General features: G+C 57.0%; 23 protein-coding genes and 1 pseudogene. 13 read left to right on the top strand and 11 right to left on the bottom strand.

Annotated elements, in window-relative coordinates:
- The first annotated feature begins 97 nt into the window (after window positions 1-97).
- From N2A98_RS17775 to N2A98_RS17745, 7 genes are all read left to right on the top strand, one after another.
- Entirely contained in the window at window positions 98-811 is a 714-nt protein-coding gene (locus N2A98_RS17775) for a FadR/GntR family transcriptional regulator (RefSeq protein WP_032896089.1), read from the top strand.
- A 10-nt stretch (window positions 812-821) separates the two neighbouring features.
- Complete coding sequence (locus N2A98_RS17770; protein ID WP_275622431.1) at window positions 822-1517, top strand: tRNA (adenine(22)-N(1))-methyltransferase TrmK; 696 nt, start codon at window positions 822-824, stop codon at window positions 1515-1517.
- Window positions 1518-1584: 67 nt separating this feature from the next.
- Window positions 1585-2211 carry a glutathione S-transferase gene (locus tag N2A98_RS17765; RefSeq protein WP_275622430.1) on the top strand — a complete coding sequence of 209 codons (627 nt, stop codon included), beginning with the start codon at window positions 1585-1587 and terminating at the stop codon, window positions 2209-2211.
- 311 nt (window positions 2212-2522) lie between these two features.
- Window positions 2523-4253 carry an OPT family oligopeptide transporter gene (locus N2A98_RS17760; RefSeq protein WP_275622429.1) on the top strand — a complete coding sequence of 577 codons (1731 nt, stop codon included), beginning with the start codon at window positions 2523-2525 and terminating at the stop codon, window positions 4251-4253.
- A 110-nt stretch (window positions 4254-4363) separates the two neighbouring features.
- Complete coding sequence (locus tag N2A98_RS17755; protein ID WP_275622428.1) at window positions 4364-5104, top strand: BPL-N domain-containing protein; 741 nt, start codon at window positions 4364-4366, stop codon at window positions 5102-5104.
- Window positions 5105-5242: 138 nt separating this feature from the next.
- Window positions 5243-6649 (top strand): amino acid permease, encoded by a 1407-nt coding sequence (locus N2A98_RS17750; RefSeq protein ID WP_275622427.1) that lies wholly within the window; start codon window positions 5243-5245, stop codon window positions 6647-6649.
- A gap of 22 nt (window positions 6650-6671) precedes the next feature.
- Window positions 6672-7757 carry a GlxA family transcriptional regulator gene (locus N2A98_RS17745; protein ID WP_275622426.1) on the top strand — a complete coding sequence of 362 codons (1086 nt, stop codon included), beginning with the start codon at window positions 6672-6674 and terminating at the stop codon, window positions 7755-7757.
- A gap of 132 nt (window positions 7758-7889) precedes the next feature.
- On the opposite strand, the gene N2A98_RS17740 is transcribed toward N2A98_RS17745, so the two are convergent.
- Window positions 7890-8270 (bottom strand): cupin domain-containing protein, encoded by a 381-nt coding sequence (locus N2A98_RS17740; protein WP_275622425.1) that lies wholly within the window; start codon window positions 8268-8270, stop codon window positions 7890-7892.
- A 185-nt stretch (window positions 8271-8455) separates the two neighbouring features.
- On the opposite strand from N2A98_RS17740, the gene N2A98_RS17735 reads away from it, so the two are divergent.
- The gene (locus tag N2A98_RS17735; protein ID WP_275622424.1) at window positions 8456-9172 is read left to right on the top strand and encodes a class I SAM-dependent methyltransferase; all 717 of its coding nucleotides are present in this window, start codon (window positions 8456-8458) and stop codon (window positions 9170-9172) included.
- A gap of 16 nt (window positions 9173-9188) precedes the next feature.
- Here N2A98_RS17735 and N2A98_RS17730 read toward each other — a convergent pair whose 3' ends face one another.
- The 3 genes from N2A98_RS17730 to N2A98_RS17720 form a co-directional block, all read right to left on the bottom strand.
- Complete coding sequence (locus tag N2A98_RS17730) at window positions 9189-9554, bottom strand: hypothetical protein (protein WP_078803501.1); 366 nt, start codon at window positions 9552-9554, stop codon at window positions 9189-9191.
- Window positions 9555-10268: 714 nt separating this feature from the next.
- On the bottom strand, window positions 10269-10511 hold the full coding sequence (locus tag N2A98_RS17725) for a hypothetical protein (protein WP_275622423.1): 243 nt from the start codon (window positions 10509-10511) through the stop codon (window positions 10269-10271).
- A gap of 32 nt (window positions 10512-10543) precedes the next feature.
- A complete protein-coding gene (locus tag N2A98_RS17720; RefSeq protein WP_057700786.1) occupies window positions 10544-11086 on the bottom strand; it encodes a GNAT family N-acetyltransferase in 543 nt (180 codons plus the stop codon).
- Window positions 11087-11246: 160 nt separating this feature from the next.
- Between N2A98_RS17720 and N2A98_RS17715 the strand changes: the two genes are divergently transcribed.
- The gene (locus N2A98_RS17715) at window positions 11247-11480 is read left to right on the top strand and encodes a hypothetical protein (RefSeq protein WP_003192651.1); all 234 of its coding nucleotides are present in this window, start codon (window positions 11247-11249) and stop codon (window positions 11478-11480) included.
- 6 nt (window positions 11481-11486) lie between these two features.
- Here the strand turns inward: N2A98_RS17715 and N2A98_RS17710 are convergent, their stop codons facing one another.
- Window positions 11487-11981, bottom strand: a complete 495-nt coding sequence (locus N2A98_RS17710; RefSeq protein WP_275622422.1) for a GNAT family N-acetyltransferase — start codon at window positions 11979-11981, stop codon at window positions 11487-11489.
- A gap of 118 nt (window positions 11982-12099) precedes the next feature.
- On the opposite strand from N2A98_RS17710, the gene N2A98_RS17705 reads away from it, so the two are divergent.
- Window positions 12100-12615: a GNAT family N-acetyltransferase gene (locus N2A98_RS17705; RefSeq protein WP_044274755.1), complete on the top strand. Its 516-nt coding sequence runs from the start codon at window positions 12100-12102 to the stop codon at window positions 12613-12615.
- Between the two features lie 239 nt (window positions 12616-12854).
- Here the strand turns inward: N2A98_RS17705 and N2A98_RS17700 are convergent, their stop codons facing one another.
- From N2A98_RS17700 to N2A98_RS17680, 5 genes and pseudogenes are all read right to left on the bottom strand, one after another.
- Window positions 12855-13892: a GGDEF domain-containing protein gene (locus N2A98_RS17700; protein WP_275622421.1), complete on the bottom strand. Its 1038-nt coding sequence runs from the start codon at window positions 13890-13892 to the stop codon at window positions 12855-12857.
- 180 nt (window positions 13893-14072) lie between these two features.
- Window positions 14073-15341 (bottom strand): PAS domain-containing methyl-accepting chemotaxis protein, encoded by a 1269-nt coding sequence (locus tag N2A98_RS17695; RefSeq protein WP_044274794.1) that lies wholly within the window; start codon window positions 15339-15341, stop codon window positions 14073-14075.
- An 83-nt stretch (window positions 15342-15424) separates the two neighbouring features.
- Entirely contained in the window at window positions 15425-16318 is an 894-nt protein-coding gene (locus N2A98_RS17690; protein ID WP_003192623.1) for a hypothetical protein, read from the bottom strand.
- A 221-nt stretch (window positions 16319-16539) separates the two neighbouring features.
- A pseudogene (locus N2A98_RS17685) lies at window positions 16540-17150 on the bottom strand (tyrosine-type recombinase/integrase).
- A 136-nt stretch (window positions 17151-17286) separates the two neighbouring features.
- Entirely contained in the window at window positions 17287-18228 is a 942-nt protein-coding gene (locus N2A98_RS17680; protein WP_044274750.1) for a LysR family transcriptional regulator, read from the bottom strand.
- Between the two features lie 109 nt (window positions 18229-18337).
- Here N2A98_RS17680 and N2A98_RS17675 point away from each other — a divergent pair, with 109 nt between their 5' ends.
- From N2A98_RS17675 to aroQ, 3 genes are all read left to right on the top strand, one after another.
- The gene (locus N2A98_RS17675; RefSeq protein WP_044274749.1) at window positions 18338-19390 is read left to right on the top strand and encodes a Gfo/Idh/MocA family oxidoreductase; all 1053 of its coding nucleotides are present in this window, start codon (window positions 18338-18340) and stop codon (window positions 19388-19390) included.
- A gap of 97 nt (window positions 19391-19487) precedes the next feature.
- On the top strand, window positions 19488-20882 hold the full coding sequence (locus N2A98_RS17670; protein WP_275623622.1) for an MFS transporter: 1395 nt from the start codon (window positions 19488-19490) through the stop codon (window positions 20880-20882).
- A 19-nt stretch (window positions 20883-20901) separates the two neighbouring features.
- The gene (gene aroQ, locus N2A98_RS17665; RefSeq protein WP_078803493.1) at window positions 20902-21351 is read left to right on the top strand and encodes a type II 3-dehydroquinate dehydratase; all 450 of its coding nucleotides are present in this window, start codon (window positions 20902-20904) and stop codon (window positions 21349-21351) included.
- 312 nt (window positions 21352-21663) lie between these two features.
- On the opposite strand, the gene N2A98_RS17660 is transcribed toward aroQ, so the two are convergent.
- Window positions 21664-21894: a DUF6124 family protein gene (locus N2A98_RS17660; RefSeq protein WP_044274746.1), complete on the bottom strand. Its 231-nt coding sequence runs from the start codon at window positions 21892-21894 to the stop codon at window positions 21664-21666.
- Window positions 21895-21933: the final 39 nt, after the last annotated feature.

Below are 21933 nucleotides of genomic sequence, written 5' to 3'. Positions count from 1 at the left end.
TGTTGTCATACAAGTTGCGTGTTTTTCGCCGCCACCCGTCGCCCCGTGCGCTCAGGGTGATAAGCTCCCCCCAGCCCAACCCCGTGGACCCGTCTCGATGCCGATTAAAAGCACACCGCCTGTGCGCAAACGTTCCGCCAACCTGGCCCAAGGTGTGGTCGAGGCACTGACCCAGCGCATCCAGTTGGGGCAACTCAAGCCGGGTGAAAAACTGCCGTCCGAATCCACCATCGTGCTTGAGCATGGGGTGAGCCGTACCGTGGTGCGTGAAGCCTTGTCCAAGCTGCAGGCGTCGGGGCTGGTGGAGACACGTCACGGCATCGGCACCTTTGTGCTGGAGCAGCACACGCAGCCGGGGCTGCGCTTGCATGTGGACACGGTCGCCAGCGTGCGCAACATGCTCGAATTGCGCCTGGGCCTGGAAGTGCAAGCGGTGGCCTTGGCCGCGCTGCGCAGGAGCGAGGCACAACTGGCCCACATGCGCCAGGCGCTGGATGACTACCAAGCCTCCCTGGCCAACAACGACAGCTGTGTGGAGGAGGACAAGCGCTTTCACCAACTGATCGCCGAAGCCACCGGCAATACGTTTTTCACCGACATCATGCAGCACCTGGGCACGGCGATGATTCCGCGCACCCAGGTGAATGCCGTCGAGCGCGGCGGCGCGGACTTTGCTCAACTGGGGCAGTTGGCGAACCTGGAACACGAGGCCATCTACAACGCTATCAAGCGCCAGGACCCGGACGCCGCACGGGCGGCCATGGTGCTGCACTTGACCAACAGCCGGGATCGATTTTCCGGGCACTCTTAAGGAACCACCGTTGAACGAACACACCTTGTCCCAGCGCTTGGAGCGCGTGGCCGCGCATGTACCTGCCGGTGCCCGCCTGGCCGATATCGGCTCGGACCACGCCTACCTGCCGGTGGCGCTGATGCGCCGTGGCGCTATTGTGGCGGCCGTGGCGGGGGAAGTGGCCGCTACACCGTTTTATGCGGCCAACCGTACCGTGGCCGACAACGGCCTGACGCAGCACATCACCGTGCGTCTGGCGGATGGCTTGGCGGCGATTCAAGCCGGCGATGACATTACCGCTGTCAGCCTGTGCGGCATGGGTGGCGAGACGATCCGCGATATTCTCGACAGCGGCAAGGCGCGGTTGAACGGGCGGGAACGCCTGATCCTGCAACCCAACGGCGGTGAGCAGCCCCTGCGTCAATGGTTGATGGGCAACGGCTACCAGATCCTGCACGAGGAGTTGCTACTGGAAAACCGCTTCTACTACGAAATCATCGTTGCTGAACGTGTTGGAGCGGTGACCTACACCGAAGAGCAACTGTACTTCGGCCCGCTGCAAATGCAGGCCCGCAGCCCGGCGTTTGTGGCGAAGTGGCAACGGATGTTGCGCCAGAAGCGCAAGACATTGGCCAGCCTCGAACAGGCGCGGCAGGCGGTGCCCGAGCAGAAAGTGCAGGAGATCGTGCAGCAGGTGAAGTGGATCGAGCAGTTGCTCGCCTGAGCCACATTCGCGGCACTTCACCGCTACGCTGTAGTCTTCTCTTAAATCCCCCCAAGGTGTTGCCTCGATGATCACTGTTCACCACCTCAACAACTCCCGCTCGCAACGTATCCTGTGGGCGCTTGAAGAACTGGGCCTGCCCTACGACATCAAGCGCTACCAGCGCGACGCCAAGACCAACCTGGCACCGCCTGAGCTCAAGGCCATTCACCCGTTGGGCAAATCCCCGGTGATCGAAGACGGCTCTCGTGTGCTGATCGAGTCCGCCGCGATCATCGACTACCTCATCCGCCGCCACGGCAACGGCCAACTGCAACCCGACCCGGCTACCGACGCCTACGACAGCTATGTGCAATGGCTGCATTTTGCTGAAGGCTCGGCCATGCTGCCGCTGATGCTCAACCTCTACGTCGGGCGCCTGGGTGAGGCGGGCGCACCGCTGCATCCGCGGATTGAATCGGAGCTGGCCAATTACCTGGGCTACCTGAATGACGTGCTGGGCCACACGCCGTACCTGGTGGGCGACGCACTCAGCGGCGCGGATATCCAGATGAGCTTTATCGGCGAAATCGCCCAGGCCCAGGGCAAATTGCAGGCCTATCCGAACCTGGCCGCGTGGCTGCAAAAGCTCCAGGCGCGCCCGGCATACCGCAAGGCGGTGGAGCGGGGCGGGGAATACGCGTTCGCCAAATAGCCAGAAGCTATGTTGGAGGAGGCTTGCCCTAATGCCAGTCAGTTAAGCGCAGATCCCCTGTGGGAGCGGGCTTGCTCGCGAAAGCGGTGGGTCAGTCAGCCTCGATGTTTGCTGGGCCGACGCCTTCGCGAGCAAGCCCGCTCCCACATTTGACCTTCGCTGCTTTGAACACTTCGTTCGCTTAACTGACTGGCATTAAGGCTTGCCCCCTCCCACATTTACAGCCTTAGACCCAGGCTCGTCAGGTGAACCTTCGAGTCTCCCGGTGCTCACTTAAAAGGTGGCACTGGTTTTTCTCGAAAGGAATCTGCATGCACTCCACCTCGTCAATCGCGCCCGTAGAGCGCGAGCTGAGCCTGCGGGCAGTCATCACCGGGATCGTGCTGGGTATCCTACTCACCCCTTCCAACGTGTACGCGGGCTTGAAGATCGGCTGGTCGTTCAATATGTCGATCATCGCCTTGCTGATCGGCTATGGCATCTGGCAAGGCCTGGCCCGGCGTTCCGCTGAACACCTGCCGTGGACCCTGCACGAGAGCAATATCAACCAGACCGTGGCCTCTGCCGCGGCGTCGATCATTTCCGGCGGGCTGGTCGCGCCCATTCCGGCCTATACCTTGCTCACCGGCAACCAACTCGCAGCGCTGCCGATGATCGCGTGGGTGTTTTCGGTGAGCTTCCTGGGGATCTGGATCGCCTGGTACCTGCGGCCTTCATTGCTCAATGACAAGGCGCTGAAGTTTCCCGAAGGCATGGCCACCCTGGAGACCCTGCTGCACATCTACAACCATGGCCGCGAAGCCGCCACGCGCTTGAAAGTGCTGCTCGGCGCGGCGCTGTTGTCCGGGCTGGTCAAGTGGGTGGATACCTTTATGTGGGCCTTCCCACGCTGGTCGCCGAGCCCCGCGTTGGAGCGCCTGACCTTCACCGCCGACCCTTCGCTGCTGTTGCTGGGGTTCGGCGGCATCATCGGCATTCGCGTGGGCCTGACCCTGCTGCTCGGCGCCTTGCTGGCCTGGGGCGGGCTGGGGCCGTGGCTGTTGGCCAACGACCTGGTGAGCCTGCCTGCCGACAGCAGCGGCCCGCAGTTTGCCGCGCTGGTGGAATGGCTGCTGTGGCCTGGGGTGAGCCTGATGGTGTGTTCCACCCTGGTGTCCCTGGCGATTCGCCTGTGGGCGTTGCATCGCTCAACCCGAGCGGCTGGCGGCACGCCCTGGGCGATTCCCAAGCCTGGGCCTGCCGTGGGGTTTGCCCTGGCGATAGTGTTGGTGGTGAGCCTGCAAGCGCTGTTGTTCGGTATCAACCTCGGGATGGCGCTGCTGACCATTCCTCTGGCGATCTGCCTGGCCGCCGTGGCGGCGCGGGTGGTGGGCGCCACCGGTATTCCGCCGATTGGCGCCATCGGGCAACTGTCCCAGCTGAGCTTTGGCATCGTTGCGCCGGGCCAGGTGCCGATCAACCTGATGAGCGCCAACACCGCCGGCGGTTCGGCGGGGCAGTGCACGGACTTGATGAACGATTTCAAGGTGGGTAAGGCGATTGGCGCCACGCCTCATAAGCAGGTCATCGCGCAAATCCTGGGGATTTTCGTCGGCAGTATTGTCGGTGTATTCGCGTACCTGGCGTTGATCCCCGACCCTCAAACCATGCTGCTCACCGAACAATGGCCAGCCCCTGCCGTCGCCACCTGGAAAGCCGTGGCGCAAACCCTGACCCACGGGCTGGATTCACTGTCCCCCAGCATCCGCTGGGCCATCGGCATTGCAAGCTTGTTCGGCGTGCTGCTGGGCATACTCGACAGCACATTACCCACCCATCGCGCCCGCTACCTGCCGAGTGCGGCAGCCTTGGGACTGGCGTTTGTCTTGCCTGCGTCGGTGTCGCTGATGATGGCCCTTGGCGCGATCATGACTTGGGCGGTGAGCTGTCGCTGGCCGAGCGTGACGCAGCGCTTTGCGATCACGGCAGCGGCGGGGCTGATCGCCGGTGAGAGCATTACCGGAGTAGGCGCGTCGTTATGGCAGATGCTGGGAAGTGGATGAATGGCCCACGTGGATTTACAACTCTTCACGAATTCAAAAGGCTCATCGTTATAGGCTTGGCGCTGCGACCACTGGATCAAACCCATTCAACTGACCGTTGAGCCTACCCCATGAAACTGCCTGCCCTCGCTGCCACGTTTCTCGCCGTTGCGACGCTGCACCCTTTACCCGTACACGGCGCAGGCCCCATCACCCATGTCGCCATCTACCGAGGCCCGGCAGGCTGCCCGGACTGCTCGGAAAACGTGAAAACCGCCCTGCAGCGCCTGAACCCCAATTACCAGATCGACTTCGTCGGTGCCGACGAACCCATCGACATCACTCCCCAAAACCTGGCGCGCTATGACCTCTACGTGCAGCCAGGTGGCGGCCAGGACATTCCGGCCGCCCTCGACAGCCTCGGTGAGGCGCGTGCCGAAGCCATCCGCGGCTACGTCGCCAAGGGTGGCCGCTACCTGGGCCTGTGCATGGGCGCCTACCTGGCCGACGACAACAACCTCGGCCTGATCCCCCAGGCGCTTGATACCGAAGCTGGCCGTCCCGGTTTTGAAGTGTCCGGCATTGAAGACGCCGCCGTGCGGGTGACGTGGGACGGGCAACCTGACTCTGTGTTCTATCAGGATGGCCCTTACTTCCCCAAAGCTAGCGCCGCTGCGCCTTACAAGGTCATCGCGACCTACCACAATGGCGACGTGGCGGCGGCGCGCTATACCTACGAACGTGGCGTGGTGGTGCTGAGCGGGCCGCACCCGGAAGCCGGGCGGGAATGGTTTGAAAATGCCGATATCGAGCTGAGCAAGATGCCGCGTGGCGAGCTGTTCGGGTCGTTGATACGCAGCGCGCAAGAGTAGGGCACGCCGCACGTTACCTCAGAGTGCCACCATTCCCCATGTCGATATCAGACACGATGGTGGCGTAACCAGGCTACTTGTGCCTGGCCTCGGGCACTTAAGGTGAGGGTCATTGGCCGCCCGAGAACAACAAAAACAATGACTAGCCTCAACTGCAACGATTCCACCGGTCAGCTGGCGCAGGGCTTCAAGCCGCGTCATGTGACCATGTTGTCCATCGCTGGCATCATCGGCGCGGGGTTGTTTGTCGGCTCCGGACACGCGATCGCCGCCGCCGGGCCAGCGGTGTTGCTGGCTTATCTGTTTTCCGGCCTGCTGGTGGTGCTGGTCATGCGCATGCTGGGGGAAATGGCGGTGGCACGCCCGGACACCGGTTCGTTTTCCACCTACGCCGACCAGGCCATCGGCCCTTGGGCGGGGTTCACCATCGGCTGGTTGTATTGGTGGTTCTGGGTGCTGGTTATTCCCATCGAGGCGTTGGCCGCCGGGCATGTGCTCAATCAGTGGTTCCCTCAGGTGGATGCGTGGCTGTTTGCGTTGATCTCGATCGTTTTGCTGGTGATCACCAATCTGTTCAGCGTGGCCAAATACGGCGAGTTCGAATTCTGGTTCGCCATGGCCAAGGTGATTGCCATCATCGGCTTTATCGGCCTGGGTTTCAGCGTGCTCATGGGCTGGATCCCGGATCGCGAAGCCAGCGGCTTGAGCCGCTTGATGGAGGAACACGGCGGCTTTGCTCCCAATGGCCTGTCGGCGGTGGTGGGCGCGTTCATTACCATCATGTTCAGTTTCATCGGCACCGAAGCGGTGACCATCGCCGCAGCGGAATCAAGCAACCCCGCGCAGAACATCGCCAAGGCCACCCGCTCGGTGATCTGGCGCATTGGCGTGTTCTACCTGCTGTCGATCTCCGTCGTTATTTCCGTGGTGCCCTGGAACGACCCACTGTTGGCCTCTGTGGGTTCCTATCAGCGCGCACTGGAAATTATGAACATCCCCAACGCCAAATTCATGGTCGATGTGGTGGTGTTGATCGCGGTAGCCAGTTGTATGAACTCTTCAATCTACATTTCCTCGCGCATGTTGTTCTCCCTCGGCAAGCGCGGCGATGCGCCAGCGGCGCTTAAAATCACCTCGAAGGCGGGCGTGCCCCGGGCGGCGGTGATCGCCAGCACCATCATCGGCGCGGGCGTTACGTTGTTGAGCTATTTCATGCCTGCCGGGTTGTTCCAGTTCCTGCTCGCCAGCTCCGGGGCGATTGCGTTGTTGGTGTACCTGGTGATCGCTATCTCGCAACTGCGCATGCGTCGGTTGCTGCTTCGGCAAAATGTCGAGCTGACCTTTCGCATGTGGCTATTTCCCTGGCTGACTTACCTGGTGATCGTATTTATCTGCCTGGCCCTGGGGGTGATGATGGTGACGCCCGAGCACCGCACCGAAGTGTCCTCGACCATTGGCCTGGCGTTGGTGATTTCCTTTATTGGCCTGGTCACATCGCGTCAGCACAACCGGGCACCCAAGCCGGTGGCGCTGGAACAGTCCTGATCACGCCTGTGGGGTAGCGGTGATGGAAACCGAGGTACCTGTTTGCCAGACCATCGGCTTTTTGCTGCTGGACCAATTCACCCTGATATCGCTGTCGTGTGCGGTCGAGCCGCTGCGCATGGCCAACCAATTGGCGGGCGAAGAACTCTACCGTTGGCAAACCCTCAGCCTGGACGGCCAGCCGGTGTGGGCCAGCGATGGCGTGTCGGTGACCCCGGACGTATGCGCGCAGGACCAGCGCGGCTTCGATGCAGTGATCGTGTGCGGCGGCGTGGGCATTCAACAGGCTATCAGCCCTGCGCTCATCGCCTGGTTGCGCAGCCAGGCGCGCCTGTACTGCAAACGTCTCGGCGCGGTGTGCACCGGCAGTTGGGCGCTGGCCCAGGCGGGGTTGCTTGATGGCTTCCAGTGCAGCGTGCATTGGGAGCTGATGGCGTCAATACAGGAGGCGTTTACCCGCGTCAAAGTCAGCTCCAGCGTATTTACCCTCGATGGCAACCGCTTCACCAGCTCCGGCGGCACTGCGCCGCTGGACATGATGCTGCACCTGATCGGCCGCGATCACGGGCACACGCTGTCGGCGGCGATTTCCCAGATGTTCGTGTACGAGCGCATTCGCAACGAGCGCGACCACCAACGCGTGCCGCTCAAACACCTGCTCGGCACGCAACAGCCCAAGCTGCAGGAAGTGGTCGCCCTGATGGAAGCCAACCTGGAAGAACCCATCGACCTCGACGAACTGGCCGCCTACGTGCATGTGTCCCGCCGCCAGTTGGAGCGCATGTTCCAGAAGCACCTGTACTGCACGCCATCGCGCTATTACCTCAAACTGCGCCTGACCCGTGCGCGCCAGTTGCTGATGCAGACGCCCATTTCGATTGTCGAACTGGCGGTGATTTGCGGCTTTGTGTCCACGCCGCATTTTTCCAAGTGCTACCGCGATTTCTTCGGCGTGGCGCCCAGCGATGAGCGCTCGGACATGCGCCTGCATCCGCCGCCTGCGTTACGGCCAGAGGGGCAATCCCTGGCCCCGCAACAGCCCAGGAATACACTGGAGCAGGCGCGCGACGAGCCGACGTTTGCCACGGTGCAGATTCAAAGGCGATAGGGCTTGCCCTCTTGCCCCTGTAGGAGCGAGCTTGCTCGCGAAAAATTCACAGGCGCCGCGTTTACTTAGGAAGCACGCATTATCGTTGACGTTTTTCGCGAGCAAGCTCGCTCCTACAGGCCAGCGGCATACTCAAATCCACTGGTCATTCAACGCGGTACGCTCACCGCCTTCATGCCCTGTATTCATGATGCCCCTTGGCTCGATCATCATCAGCCTGGCTTCACCTTCGGCCGCCGTCCTGTGCTCAATGCCACGCGGCACCACATACAACTCACCCGGCTTCACATACACCGGGCCATCCGGCAGGTCGATACGCAGCGTGCCTTCAAGCACCAGGAACGCTTCATCGGTTTCCGGGTGCGAGTGCCAAATGAATTCGCCCTCGATGCGCACGACTTTGAACTGGTAGTCGTTCATTTCGGCGACCACTCTTGGGCTCCATTGCTGGTCGATGAGCGAGGCTTTGTGCGCGAGGTTTATCGGTTGGGCGGGTTGCTGTAGGTGAGTCATGCTGAGCCTTCCTGTCGGTGAGAAGGCCAGACTATCCGGGCCGACAGGCCAGAGGCTTGTACGATCCTGCAACCCCTCCACTCGTATGCCCCTGCATTCCTAACGGGAATGCAGCACATAAAATTAATGCATTTTTCTTACTGCGACGGTTAACGTAATTTGCGTCAAGGCCACGGAGAACCGCCTTGAACTCATCCTCACCCAACCCTGCCGACAAATTCGACACCTCAAGAGCCAACGAGTACGCACGACAAAGCCGTATCGCGTTGGCAGGCTATGACGCGTGCCAGGACCTGGCAGCCTGCATGCTCGCGGCGAGCCTTGGCGATGCCCCCTCGGCCAAGGTACTTGTGGTCGGCGCTGGCGGTACGGCGCAGGAGATCATCGCCATGGCCAGCCTTGAACCGGGCTGGCGCTTCATGGCCGTTGATCCCTCCCAGCCGATGCTGGACGCGGCAAGGCAACAGCTGGAAGCAAAGCACTTGCTTGACAGAACGACCCTGCATCTTGGGCAGCTCGAAGACCTGCCAGCAGATGCGTCATACGACGCCGCCACCTTGATCGGTGTGCTCCACCATCTGGAAGGTGATGAAGCCAAGGGCGAGATATTGCGTTCGATTCGGGCGCATCTCAAACCGGGTGCACCGCTGATCGTCGCGGGCAATCACTATGCGTATGCCAGCCAGCCGTTGCTGCTGGCGGCGTGGGGTCAACGGTGGCGCCAGCATGGAGCCACCCCGGACGAAGTGAAGGCCAAGCTTGGCAAAATTCTTCAAGGCGCTGACCCGCCACATTCCGAGGCCGCGGTTCAGAAGCTGTTGCACGACGCTGGCTTCGGCGACGCGACCCGTTTCTTCAGCAGCCTGTTCTGGGGGGCTTGGTTGACGTGCAAGGTGGGGTAGCAAGGTCTCGCCTTGCTCAGTGAGCCGAGAGAGTAGCCAGCCGCCGACGCCAATCGCCGCCATGCCGAAGGTGGCATTCCTCTTCGGAGTCGAAACTGACGCAGCGGGCGATGTTCGGGACGTGCACGTCAGCGTCATCCAGCGCGGCGGTAGTCAGCTCGCGCATACGGGCGTCCGCGCCGGTCGCGAGGGCGTGAGCCTTGCTCGCGACACTGTCGAACACCCAGATCACCCGCAGGCTTTGGGGAAAGGCGCGGTAGTCGACGGTGTGGGTCAACCAGTCGAAGCCCGGGATTTCGGTTTTTGCGATCTCGCAGGCGTCGGTCAGGGCTGCGATGAGGCGGCGTTCGATACGGGCGTGGTCGCGTGAGGCAGGTGGCATAAAGGAGTCCTGGGAGTGGGTTGGGGCGCTGATCAGAGCATAGCTATCTACACAACTTCGGCACGACGCTAAATCTGTGGCGAGGGAGCTTGCTCCCGTGACGGCCTGACAGTCGGCGCATATCCATCTGACGCTCCGAAATTCAACTGTGGGAGCTGGCTTGCCTGCGATGACGGCCTGCCAGCCCACGCCAATCTACCTGACACTCAGCGATCCAGCTGTGGGAGCTGGCTTGCCTGCGATGGGGGCCTGCCAGCCGACACCAATCTACCTGACCCCCCGCAATCAAACTGTGGGAGCGGGCTTGCTCGCGAAGGCGGCCTTATAGGCGACACAGCTATACCGAGTACATATCCATTCCTGCGGTAACGGCCACCTAGGGTTCCGCCCTGACGGCGGCTCACTTTTGAAAAGCGTAAAAGTAAGCAAAACGCTCTTGCCCCACCACTCGGCACCTCGCCTAGGCTCGGTGTGCCCGAACACAGTCTTGAATCCGTGGGCCGCCGCCACGCGCCATCCATGGCGCGGGGCGGCTAACCCGGCGTCCTGCCGGGTTACCCACGAATTCAAGCCTGCGTTCGGCCAGCGTGGTTTAACGGGGCGCCTGAGATCAAGATCAAAAGCAGATCAAGATCAACAGCGGCTCGCTTCGCATCGTGGTTACCGTTGAGCGCTACAGAGTTGTGTAGATACCTATGCTGATCAGAGCGGGCGCTATTGAAGCGAGGGACGCAAGCGTTGCCACTCATTCCAGCAATCCTCGGCAACGATATCCGGGTAACCCCGCTCTTGTTCCATCGCCAGCGCCGTGGAGAAGGTTACCGCAATGCAGGTGGCCTGGTCGCGGATATTGCACACTTCGACTTCGCTGAGAGGGGCGCCTTTTTTCGATTCGGCGGCGGTCAGCAAGGCTACCAGGGCGGGTACGAAAACCAGACAGAGGGGCTCGGTAGACATCAGCTTATTCCTGAGCGGGGTGGGTGGGGCGCTTATTGTTCAGGGTTGATCAACGATCTCAACGTATGGTCCTCCCAGACGCCAGCGATTTTCAGATAGGCCCGCGCATGTCCTTCCTTCTCAAACCCCAGCGACTCCAGAAGTCGTTCACTTCGCACATTACGGGGCAAATGATTGGCCATGATCCGATGAAGCCCCAACTGCTCAAAGCAATGACGGTTAGTGACCTGAAGCGTTTTTTTCATCAAGCCGCGACCTTGGGCAGATTCCGCCAGCGAGAAGCCGAGATGACAGGCCTGAAAAACGCCTCTTACAATGTTCGTGTAGTTACACCGCGCTAGAACCTCTCCGCTCTCGGATTCAAGCAAGAGGAAACATAGAGCGTTGCCAGCCTGCATATTGTTGACCTGCTGCTCCACCCTGGCCTTGGCGTTGCCCGTGGTGAAGTATTCCTCGTCCCTGAGCGGCTCCCAGGGTTGCAGATGCCTGCGGTTGACGCGTTCGTAACGGCTGATCCTCTCGAAATCGTCACATGCCAAAGGCCGAAGGCAGTAGCCCTCAACGCAATACTCCATAACCCCCTCCAGATTCACCATTGGCCCCATCTGACTACGTAGCCGCAAAGAATAGCGCCGCTGCGCGTAAAGCGACCCCTTTCAAGGCAAACAGGTCTACCATGCCAGCCCCGGCAGTGGTTCCACTCGCTCCCGAACTCCATTTTTCAAGGTAGCGATAATGTCCATCGACCAGATCTCCCTCCCCAAAGGCGTCGGCCCCCACGCCGCCAAGCTGCTTGACGCTATTACTGGCGCCTCCACCCATGAAGAACTCAACCGTGCTGGCGGTAAAGCCGAGGGTTTTGTGCTGGGGCTGGAGGCCACCAAGGCGATCAAAAGCCAAATTGCAGAATCGTTGTATGTGGCGTATGACGACGCGGCGAGCAATCGAGCTGGTGAACTGAAGGGCTAGTACCAGTCAGCCCATGGTTCCGGAATGAGCGCCAATCGCCGGACTAGGCTGACGAACATAATAATTGTCGAACTCACTGCTTTCGATGAACTGGAAGCCATGGCGGGTATAAAAGCGATTCGAAGCGCTTTCTTTGAGAGCCCCTACTTTGATAGGAAGCGCAGCCGCATCCGCCTCTTTGAAAATCTGAGTGAGAACAGCAGACCCTACCCCTGACCCTTGCGCGCTCGGCCTTACATACAAGTGGTCGAGCAAGAGTTCATGGTGGTGACGTTTCACCACTACGAAACCCACCCGCTCTCCAGATGCCTCGATATAGCGTGTGCTGCGAGCTTCAAAGCCGCTAAGAAACCGCTCCCGCGCACGGACCGGATCAAATCGCCCAACACGCTCCAGACTCTCGCGCATGGCCTCAATTCGAATGGCTACCAGATTATCCAAGTCGCTTTGTTGAGCAGGGACCAAAATGATGGGGGAATTTTGATTGGGTGCGACGGGCATATTGGGTGCTCCAACTACCATCCTGGGGGTCCAGTATAGAGAGCCTGATACTGATGAAGCGACCCGCATGATATGTTCACGGCATACATGGAGTAACGAACCCAGGAAGGAAATTGCCATGCCAGTGGACACCCATCCAATCCGCATTCTCTCGCAACGCCTGAGCATCGAGCCCTTCTGCGAGCAGGACGCTGTTGAGTCTTTCTCTTGTATCTCACCGTCTCTGACTCGCTACATGTCCTGGGAACCGCCTGCCTCGCTGGAAGAGTACGCGCAAGTCTGGGGGCAGTGGCTGCCTGCGATAGCGGATGGCAGCGACATCGTGTTCACGGTCAGGGAGCGGGTAGGTGCTCGTTTTACCGGCTTGGTCGGGCTGCACCATACCGGCAGTGAAACACCGGAGTTGGGTATCTGGATCCGTGAAGATAAACATGGGTTGGGGTTTGGCGGTGAAGCGGTGCGGGCGGTTGTTCAGTGGGCTAGCCAGTGGGTGGTGGCAAAGCACTTCATTTACCCTGTTGCGACGCAGAATCGTGCGAGTCGACGTATTGCTGAAGCTTTGGGGGGAGTCGTCATCGAAAGGCGGACGGCGGAAAAATATGATTCGGTTGTGTATCAGATACCGGGGGGTTAGCTCTGGGCATCGGGTTTGCGATTGCTGGCCTGCACGAACGGCAGAAATCGGCCAGAAGCAGACGTTCAGCGATTGGGGCTAAACGATGTCTGCGGCCCCATCAGGAGCTTGAGAAAGCTTTCAGCCTCTGAGCGGTTCTGGAACATTAAAGTGAAGGTGCCCAGAGTAAGCAAGCAGCAAGGGGGAGATTCGATTTCTTCGAAAACGATTTTCACAGACGTCCTCCAGTCAAACCTTAATTACGTAGTTACAGGACGTAGCGGTTTGACCTGCCTTCCATCCTGAAACACCCGATCCTTACCATCATGCTTCGCTTTATACATATTGCTGTCGGCGCATTTGAGCACTGCGGACATGTCCGATGTCGCTCGGAACTGCGCGACGCCCGCGCTGCAAGTGAACTGATGCGGAGGCAATACACTGCAACGGATGTTGCCCAGCAGGCGCAATGCGTACTCATGAGCAACCGCATCATCTTCGCCCAACAACAAGACACCGAATTCCTCACCTCCAATCCGCCCGACACTGTGGCTGCCAGGGGTGGATTTCAGGCACGCGGCCATGGCACACAAAATCTTGTCACCGACATCGTGACCGTACTGATCGTTTTTTAATTTAAATTCGTCAATGTCTAACATTATAAAGTAGCCGCTGCGGCCTTCTGCCAATGCATTTTGGAAGAACCCCATAAAGGCCCGTCGATTAAGTAAGGAGGTGAGAAAATCTGTCTCCGCCAATGTCCTGAATTCACTTTCGACCAACAACACTGAGCGCATGTTTCTTAGATAGGTAAAGCTGAGAGTAAACCCTATGGACATGGAAGCAACGCAAAAAATGACCAGATAAACTTCCAGTTCCCGGTAAAAGCCAACGTCCAAATTGGGCCACATCAGTATCCAGACCAGCAATGTAGAGAGAAGATAGTCCTGAACCGTGACGAATAAGATAGCACTGCTTACCACGATGATCACAGCTAGGGGCAGCGTAAAGACGCGCAGCTGCACATTGGTGTCAATCACATGCGCAAAGCCGAGTGACAAAATCAATATATACACGCCGCCGAGCATTCTCCATATGCGAAAATCAGCAACTACGCGATGAACGTACCAAATAACCAACAACGATGCTGTAACCAACATATTTAACAGATTTAACGTTGTCGCAGGCTCAATCAGCAACACACAAAGCCAGGAAACAATTCCCGCCATTTCAATCTTGGTTACCGCTGGTGACAGCAGTGTTCGCATTCTTGGTCTGATTTTGAAATTCGCCGGCATCCCTAAACTCCTTTTCCGAAACGGCCTGAATGTGATGTCAACGTCTGGGCAATACCTAATCAATGAATTAAGTGTGCTTTGGCATCCAAATTCCTGTTATCAATCGGAAAAACCGTACGCAAAAATTTCCATATTGCTTTCACCAAAGGAGGAGGCGTCACCGCGACGCAGATAAAGCGTTCAATGCAGATCGCTGGTGACTCTACCAATGGCTTTCACTACTTGCTTTGCGCCTGACTGGATAGCTGCCATCGCCATACCTGCCTGTTCGGACAGTTCCAATAAAACGTTGGCTTGGTCTCTGCTGCACTGGACATGCAACGCGGCTTCGCCGGCCAATTCTCGATTTTGCCTGACCACACCGTTAATCTCCTGGGTGGCCGCACTGGTACGGCCGGCGAGCTTGCGCACTTCATCCGCCACGACAGCGAATCCTCGTCCATGCACTCCAGCGCGTGCAGCTTCGATAGCGGCGTTAAGCGCCAAGAGATTGGTCTGGGTGGCAATGGCGCCGATCGTGTCGACGATGGAAGCGATCAACTGCGACTGCGATTCAAGCGCGGTCATGCTGTCGGTCACCAAGGCCATCTGTTGGGAAATATTCTGTGTGCCGAGCACGGAGTCGGCGACCAGTTCCATCCCTCGGTTAGCTTTCACATCGGTATCTAGCGACACGTCGTAAGCCATGGTCGCTGCTTGTTTGATTCCGTCGGCTTTTTCAACTTGCTCGGTCACTACGCTGGCGAATTTGGCAATTTTATAAACCCGACCGGAAGCGTCTCTGATGGGATTGTAAGTGGCCTCCAGCCAAACCACTTTTCCGCTTTTATCTACCCGGCGAAAGCGACCAGCGTTAAACACGCCCTTGTTCAGACTCTTCCAGAATTCGTCGTAATGCGCCGACGCCACGTCCTCCGCCAGGCAGAACAGACGGTGATGCTTGCCCTGTATCTCCGCAAGGCTGTAACCCATCGCCTGGACGAACGATTCGTTGGCGTAGACGACCTCACCCGCGAGACTGAACTGGATCATCGCCATCGAGCGGTTCAGTGCGCTGAACATTTCGATAACCTCCTGTTCGTCCCGCGCCAGCGCAGGTGCAACCATGCCGTAGCCTTGAAACGTCCGGTTCGCTGCAGCGATCCAGCCTATATTGAGTGTCACAGCACGGCCGTCGGAGGCACGATAGCGTTGCCGTTCGATGGCGCACAGGTTGGGTGCAAAATCATTCTGCGGTTGCGCGTTGATGTTACTCATTACCATTTTTGAAAGCTGTTCCAGCGAGTATCCCAGCGTTTGCGCAAACCGCTGGTTGGCCGAGATAATCCGGCCAGCTCCATCGACACGTACTGAAAGAAACACTGCTTCGACGTCGGCGACTGTCCCGAGCGCCAGGCACAATTGCTCTTGGCAGGTAAAAAGAGCATTCTTCAACTGGCGATTAAACACGCTGAACTCCGGCATAAAAATTACAACAAAAAGGACATTGCTTAGTGATTAAATCGCTCCCCAAAATAACAAGCGAACTCGCGCTAACGCTCACACACACAGCGAATACCGCCAGGCTCGTTTCCTACTTCGCTCTCATCAACTCCCAACTCCATGCTGACACGGGCAATTGCAAAGTAGATTGACATGGCCCGCCGCATCAATTCGAGAAAGGCCGGACTCAACCCCACCAAACGTTTGTCGCATTTGAAATAGCCCTGTAACTGGCCTTCTTTGATCATGCGCTGCATGTGTGTTTTGGACACGCCCAGACGCGATGAAAGCTCCACGTAAGAGGATACGTTGTAGCCGGTCTCTAACGAGCCGGTGCGCAGGGCATCGGCATAGAGTGCGAGCATCGGCAGATGACCGCCGTCCCGATTGAGAATCCATTTCGCTTCAGGCAACAGCTTGTCGAGCAGGAAGTCCCCTTCAAGTATCTTGGCAAACCCTCGAAAAAATACGCGCAATAGATCAACATTCTTCCCTACAACCGATAACCCACTGTCGTATGGAGAGATCATCTGCGAAGGCAGCAAATAAGATTTGATTAGCTGCACGGTATTGCTTAGCGCTTTTTCCGTAGGTCGGAAACTACGTTGACGCCCGTCCTGCACATGTAACCGAACATCCAGATATCCGGCAATGGACAAAAATGAACAATAAGAATCCAGGCTATTTCGAGACATATAGCCACGTTCGTAGCAGAATGCCTTTACTCTGGATAAAGGAACTTTCTCGTCTTTGTAGCTGAAGCTCAATAAAGACAGGGCAACCATGAATCGGTCATATTTCAACAAATTTTTATAAAACGAAGGCTTTTCTCGATAGCTTTCCATGACCAAATCGAAATGCAGCAGAACAGCTTCATCTATATTGTCTCGGGTCATTTCCGAACTGGTCTCTTTCAAATACTCAAGCAGATCAGTCTTGTTCATCGAAGTTACACAACCTTTAGCCGGCAATATCAAACTGCTACCATTCGCAATACGCACAGTATATGCGTATTCGAACCGCTGGCAGGTTCACCCCAAAAATGTTTTATGACCTGACGCGCTTCGATCGCAGCTCACCCGAGCGTGTCTGATCGATGCCCACCGGCCTAAAGGTGAGCTGCGTGCAAGAATCTCTTCGACCAATAGCAGCCATCAACGCGTCACTATAATTCCCGCCCTTGCATCATGATGCTCGCCACGATTCCCAAGTACCTGACAGTGCTTTCAAGCTTCGTATGACCAAGCAGGAGTTGGACCGCTCTAAGGTTCTTCGTCCTGCGATAAATCAACGAAGCCTTGGTTCTCCGTAGCGTGTGAGTGCCATACATGGTTGGGTCAAGGCCAATGGTTGTCACCCACGCTTTGACTATTCGAGCGTATTGCCTGGTGGATAAATGCTCTGAAGCGTGCAACCGGCTCGGGAACAAGAAATCCTCACTGCTTAGACGCGCCTGGCGCATCCACGCTTCCAGAACCGTTCGGGTCTGTTCAGTGATTTCAAATTGCACTGGGTGTTGAGTTTTCTGCTGCATCACAATGGCCCGTGACGACACATGCTCCCCATGGGCAATGTCTCGGACCCGCAATTTGGTTAAGTCACAGGCACGCAGCTTGCTATCGATGGCCAAGTTGAAGAGCGCCAAATCACGCGTCTTCTCAGCAAGCTGAAGTCTTACTCGGATAGCCAGATATCTCTGACTCGGAGCGGGGCTTTCTGACCGACAAGCTTTCCCTTGTTCCAAGGCTGATGGCGGTATCTAGCAACAGTGTTCATGGCTTGTCCTCCACGTTGAGGGAAGACAAGGGTGGATCAGTCACAACGGCTGGTGGTGGCTATCAGACCCACAACTGCCTGTCAGCAAAGGCATAAATCGGCCTATGGTTGCCTGTCGTAGCAACACATTCTGGGACTAACCATTTCGTAGTGCGTAAGGCCCAGAACTCAGGTGTGCACTCAGAAAATCCAGGCATACCCTGATCTTCATCGAGCCAGAAGCCCGAATCGTAGTGACTGCGGACACATTCGCCGGCTGGAAATGTTCAGGCAGGATGCGAATGAGCGTCCCATTCCTGATGCTTGGGGCCACATCCCAGGTTGATGCCATGATGATGCCGAAACCATCATGCGCCCACTCTCGAACGACATCACTGTGGTTGGATGCCATGGGCCCTGTGACTTTCACCGACTCAAGACCGTTTGGCCCCTCGAGCCGCCATACACCAAAGCTTTGATCCCTCCCACGAAACAACAGGCAATCGTGGCGTTGAAGCTCGCTCACAGAGTTTGGATTACCGCGCTCTTCCAAGTAACTCGGAGCAGCACAGAGAATCCTCTGGCTATCTGCGATTTTGTGAATAATCAGATTTTGCTCGTTAATTTCTCCAACTCGGATATCGATGTCGAACTGCTCCCCAATGAGGTCAGTTCGACGGTCAACCAGCTCAAGCCACACCTCTAATTTTGGGTAGCGTTTACGAAGCAAGGCCAGAACTGGAGCGATGTGAAATCGTCCCATTCGCTGGCTTGTGCTGATACGCAGCGTGCCTCTGGGCTCGACCCGGTCGCCCAGTGAGGTCTCAAGCATCCCATTGACGTTGTCCATGATCGTCTGGGCCCAAACGAGCATCGTTTCGCCATCTTTGGTGATCGAAACCCGCCTGGTTGTCCGGTTAAAGAGCTTGCAGCTCAGCGTTTCTTCCAACGCCAAAACACGCTTGCTGACATGGGCGGGAGAAATTCCAAGCTCTGTCCCTGCCGCGCTAAAACTTCCACGTTTTGCGATGACTGAGAACAGAAGCAGATCCCTCAGGAAGGGATCATTATTTACTAATGGAGAATTCTGATTTTCCATATGGCTCAATTATAGCTTTGCGCGTTGATAGTAGCCTTGATCCTAGCAGATCGAATCACGACTTCTGTACGTCGAGATTTAAAACAATAACGCTCGCGAAGATCAAAGCATGTCCAAAATCAGAATTGCGGTAGCGGGTGCCGGCCTCATCGGTCGACGCCATATTGAACTCATCCAAGCGAGTTCTTCTTGCGAACTGTCAGCCGTTATCGATCCGTTCGAACTTGATGGCTCCTACCTAGACTCGCTGGGCGTCTCGCAGTATGAAAATCTTCTGGCTTGTTTCGCCGAGGACAAGCCTGATGGCGTAATTCTCGCCACTCCAAACGCCTTACATGTCGAACAGACTTTGCAATGCATTGAGGCTGGTGTTGTTGCGCTGATAGAGAAGCCGGTGGCGCACAGCGTTGAGGAGGGCAGGCGGTTACTCGCTGTTGCCGATGCAACTGACGCCAAGCTGCTCGTAGGACATCATCGAGCGCATAGCCCAATTCTTGCCAAGGCGCGAGAGATCATCCGTGACGACATTCTTGGAGACATCGTTGCCGTGCAAGGCAGCGCTCTGTTTTACAAACCAGATGATTATTTCGACGCTGCCATCTGGCGACGTCAGGAGGGCGGTGGCCCTATTCTGATCAATATGATCCATGAGATCGGCAACCTGCGTTCGCTGTGCGGTGAAATTGTTGCTGTTCAAGCAATGCAGTCCAGTGTCGCACGTGGATTTCCTGTCGAAGACACCGTGTGTATCGGCCTGCGCTTTGAGAATGGAGCACTCGGTTCCTTCTTGCTCTCCGACAGCACCGGCTGTGCCCGCAGTTGGGAACAAACATCGCAAGAAAACGCGAGCTATCCGTCCTACGAGGATGAGGATTGCTACGTCATCAGTGGGAAGAACGGCTCACTGTCAGTGCCCACAATGCGTCTCAAATACTACGTGAAGGCCGAAGACAGATCATGGTGGAAGCCCTTCCAAACGGGCCACTGCGCTGTCGACCGCAAAGACCCCCTTGAGATCCAGCTTGAGCACTTTTGCAACGTCATACGAGGCACGGAAACGCCTTTGGTCTCCGTGCGCGACGGACTGCGGAATCTGATCATCACTGAGGCTATTTCACAGGCCGCAAAAAGCGGCTCGATCATAGAAATCGACCGTATTTGAGCCCGGCATGGCTTCCAGTCATGCCCTGTTTTGCGTGTACCAGGGGCGGTTTTTGCTGCCCTGCCAGACCTATAAAAACAATATCTGGAGTAGTCAGATGAACACAGCAACAGCGACAGAGCAGCACCGCTCCAAGCAAGCCAAGAAAGCCACCGCGAGTGGTTGGATCGGCTCCGCGTTGGAGTATTACGACTTTTTCATCTATGCCCAAGCGGCAGCACTGATATTTCCACAACTCTTCTTCCCCTCAACCGATCCAAAGATTGCCATCGTGGCGGCTATGGCGACTTACGGGGTTGGGTACATTGCTCGCCCTATCGGCGCGTTCTTCTTGGGGCACTGGGGTGATACTCGAGGGCGCAAGAACGTACTGCTGCTATGCATGTTCCTGATGGGATTCGCCACCATGGCGGTAGGCCTTCTGCCAACCTACCACCAGATTGGTATATGGGCACCTATCCTGCTAGTAGTTCTGCGACTGGTGCAGGGGTTTGCTGTAGCGGGAGAGATCTCGGGAGCCAGCTCAATGATTCTGGAGCATGCACCCCAAGGACGAAGAGGATACTTCGGCAGCTACACACTTCAAGGGGTGCAGGCAGGTCAGGTACTCGCAGCAGCCATTTTCCTGCCTCTGGCCTATTTCATGTCCGATGAAGCCTTCAATAGCTGGGGCTGGCGTATTCCCTTTCTTTTGAGCGCTGTGGTGCTGATCGCTGGCTTCATCATTCGCCGGGAAGTTGAGGAACAGCCAGTATTCGTAGAGCAAACAACCAAGGATGAGAAGTCTGAATCGCCGATTATCGGAGCCTTCAAACACAGCTGGAGAGGCATGCTGGTTGTAGTTGGGGTTTCGTTGATGAATGTTATTCCAGTCATTACGACCGTGTTCGGAGCAGCCTATGCGGTGCAACCTGCCTATGGCATCGGCTTCGATAAAAGCGTGTACCTGTGGATCCCGGTCGTTGGCAATATCGTGGCGGTGCTGTGCATCCCTTTCGTGGGCAATCTTTCTGACAAGGTTGGGCGCCGGCCTCTGATCATCGCAAGCGCCTTTGGTTGCGGGCTGATGTCCTTTGCTTATTTATACGCAATCAGCATTCACAGCCTCCCGCTCGCTTTCGGCGCCTCACTGCTGATGTGGGGAATGATCTACCAGGGCTACAACGCGGTGTTCCCATCCTTCTTCCCAGAGCAATTTGAAACACGTTACCGCGTGTCGGGAATGGCAATTTCGCAAAACAGCGGACTGTTCATCACCGCAATGTTACCTGCTCTGTTTGCCCTGATCGCAGGCCCTGGGACTGAAAACATACCCTTGATTGTCGGTGGGATCGCCTGTGTGTGCACGTTGCTAGCTGGTATCGCGGCCTGGTGCGCGCCCGAGACCTCTCGAATTCCTACAGCCGACCTCGGTAACCGCGATGCCCAATCCACAGAAGCCGATGAATATCATAAGGCACGGCTGGCAGCCATGAGTACCGTAAAGAATTGAAGCGACTCGCGAGGATTAAATGATGAAAACCATCCTGGTTTTGAACGGCCCTAACCTGAACATGTTGGGATTGAGAGAGCCCGAGGTGTATGGGCGGGAGACATTGGCCGACGTTGAGCAGACGTGTCGTGAGTACGGCGAAGAACTTGGGCTTGTAATTGAGTTTCAGCAAACCAATCACGAAGGGCAAATGATTGAATGGATTCACCACGCACGTAGAAGGATAGCGGGGATTGTGATCAATCCAGGAGCATGGACCCATACATCGGCAGCCATCCACGATGCGTTGATTGCAGCCGAGGTACCAGTGATTGAGGTTCACATCTCAAATGTCCATAGGCGTGAAGATTTCAGGCACTTTTCCTACGTTTCACGCGTTGCCAAAGGCGTGCTCGCAGGGTTCGGCACTGATGGGTATCGAATGGCGATACAGCACTATGCAAGCTGCCTTGAGCAATCAAAGACCTAACCGCAAGGCCCTGGCTCAGTGATGTGCTAGCGGTGTGTGGTATCTGCTGAATAAGCGCTCTCAATGCATGCAGGCTTATGTTTACGGTGTAGTGGAGTCTGCAAGGATTGATAGTCGCTTGCTGGCAATGCCTGCAAGGGCAGTCGTACTTGAACTGAGTAATTCGGGACGCCCACTTCTGGCCGATAGCAGACGTGGCTGTTGTCATCCAACCCACCCATCACTCGCCCATCAAGCCAAATCGCCGAGTCGTTGTAGGGGGCTTATGACGACGCGGCGAGTTATCGAGCTATCGAATTGAAGGGTTAACCATCAACTAGGGCAGGGCACTTCACGGTCCAGGAGTCTGGCGGTGAGGAGTACGCCCAGTTCGCTCAGTTGGTGGATGGCGAGGGCGATGTCGCGGTGTTTGCCGTTGAGGTCTTCGGACAGGTCGAGCAGCAGGGTGCTGACGCTGGTGAATGTTTCGTAGCTGTTGGTGATGAGGGTTTCGTTGCTGGCGTTGGGGGCGACGGTGAAGAGGGTGGTTGAATCGTTAACCATGGTTAAGTTCCTTGCTTGGGCCACTTCCCCATCGCTACT

This window comes from Pseudomonas sp. FJ2-5-13 (assembly GCF_029201605.1).
GTDB classification, from domain to species: domain Bacteria; phylum Pseudomonadota; class Gammaproteobacteria; order Pseudomonadales; family Pseudomonadaceae; genus Aquipseudomonas; species Aquipseudomonas lactis.
Note: the sequence above shows the minus strand (reverse complement) of the source record. Positions and strands in the feature narration are given on the sequence as shown.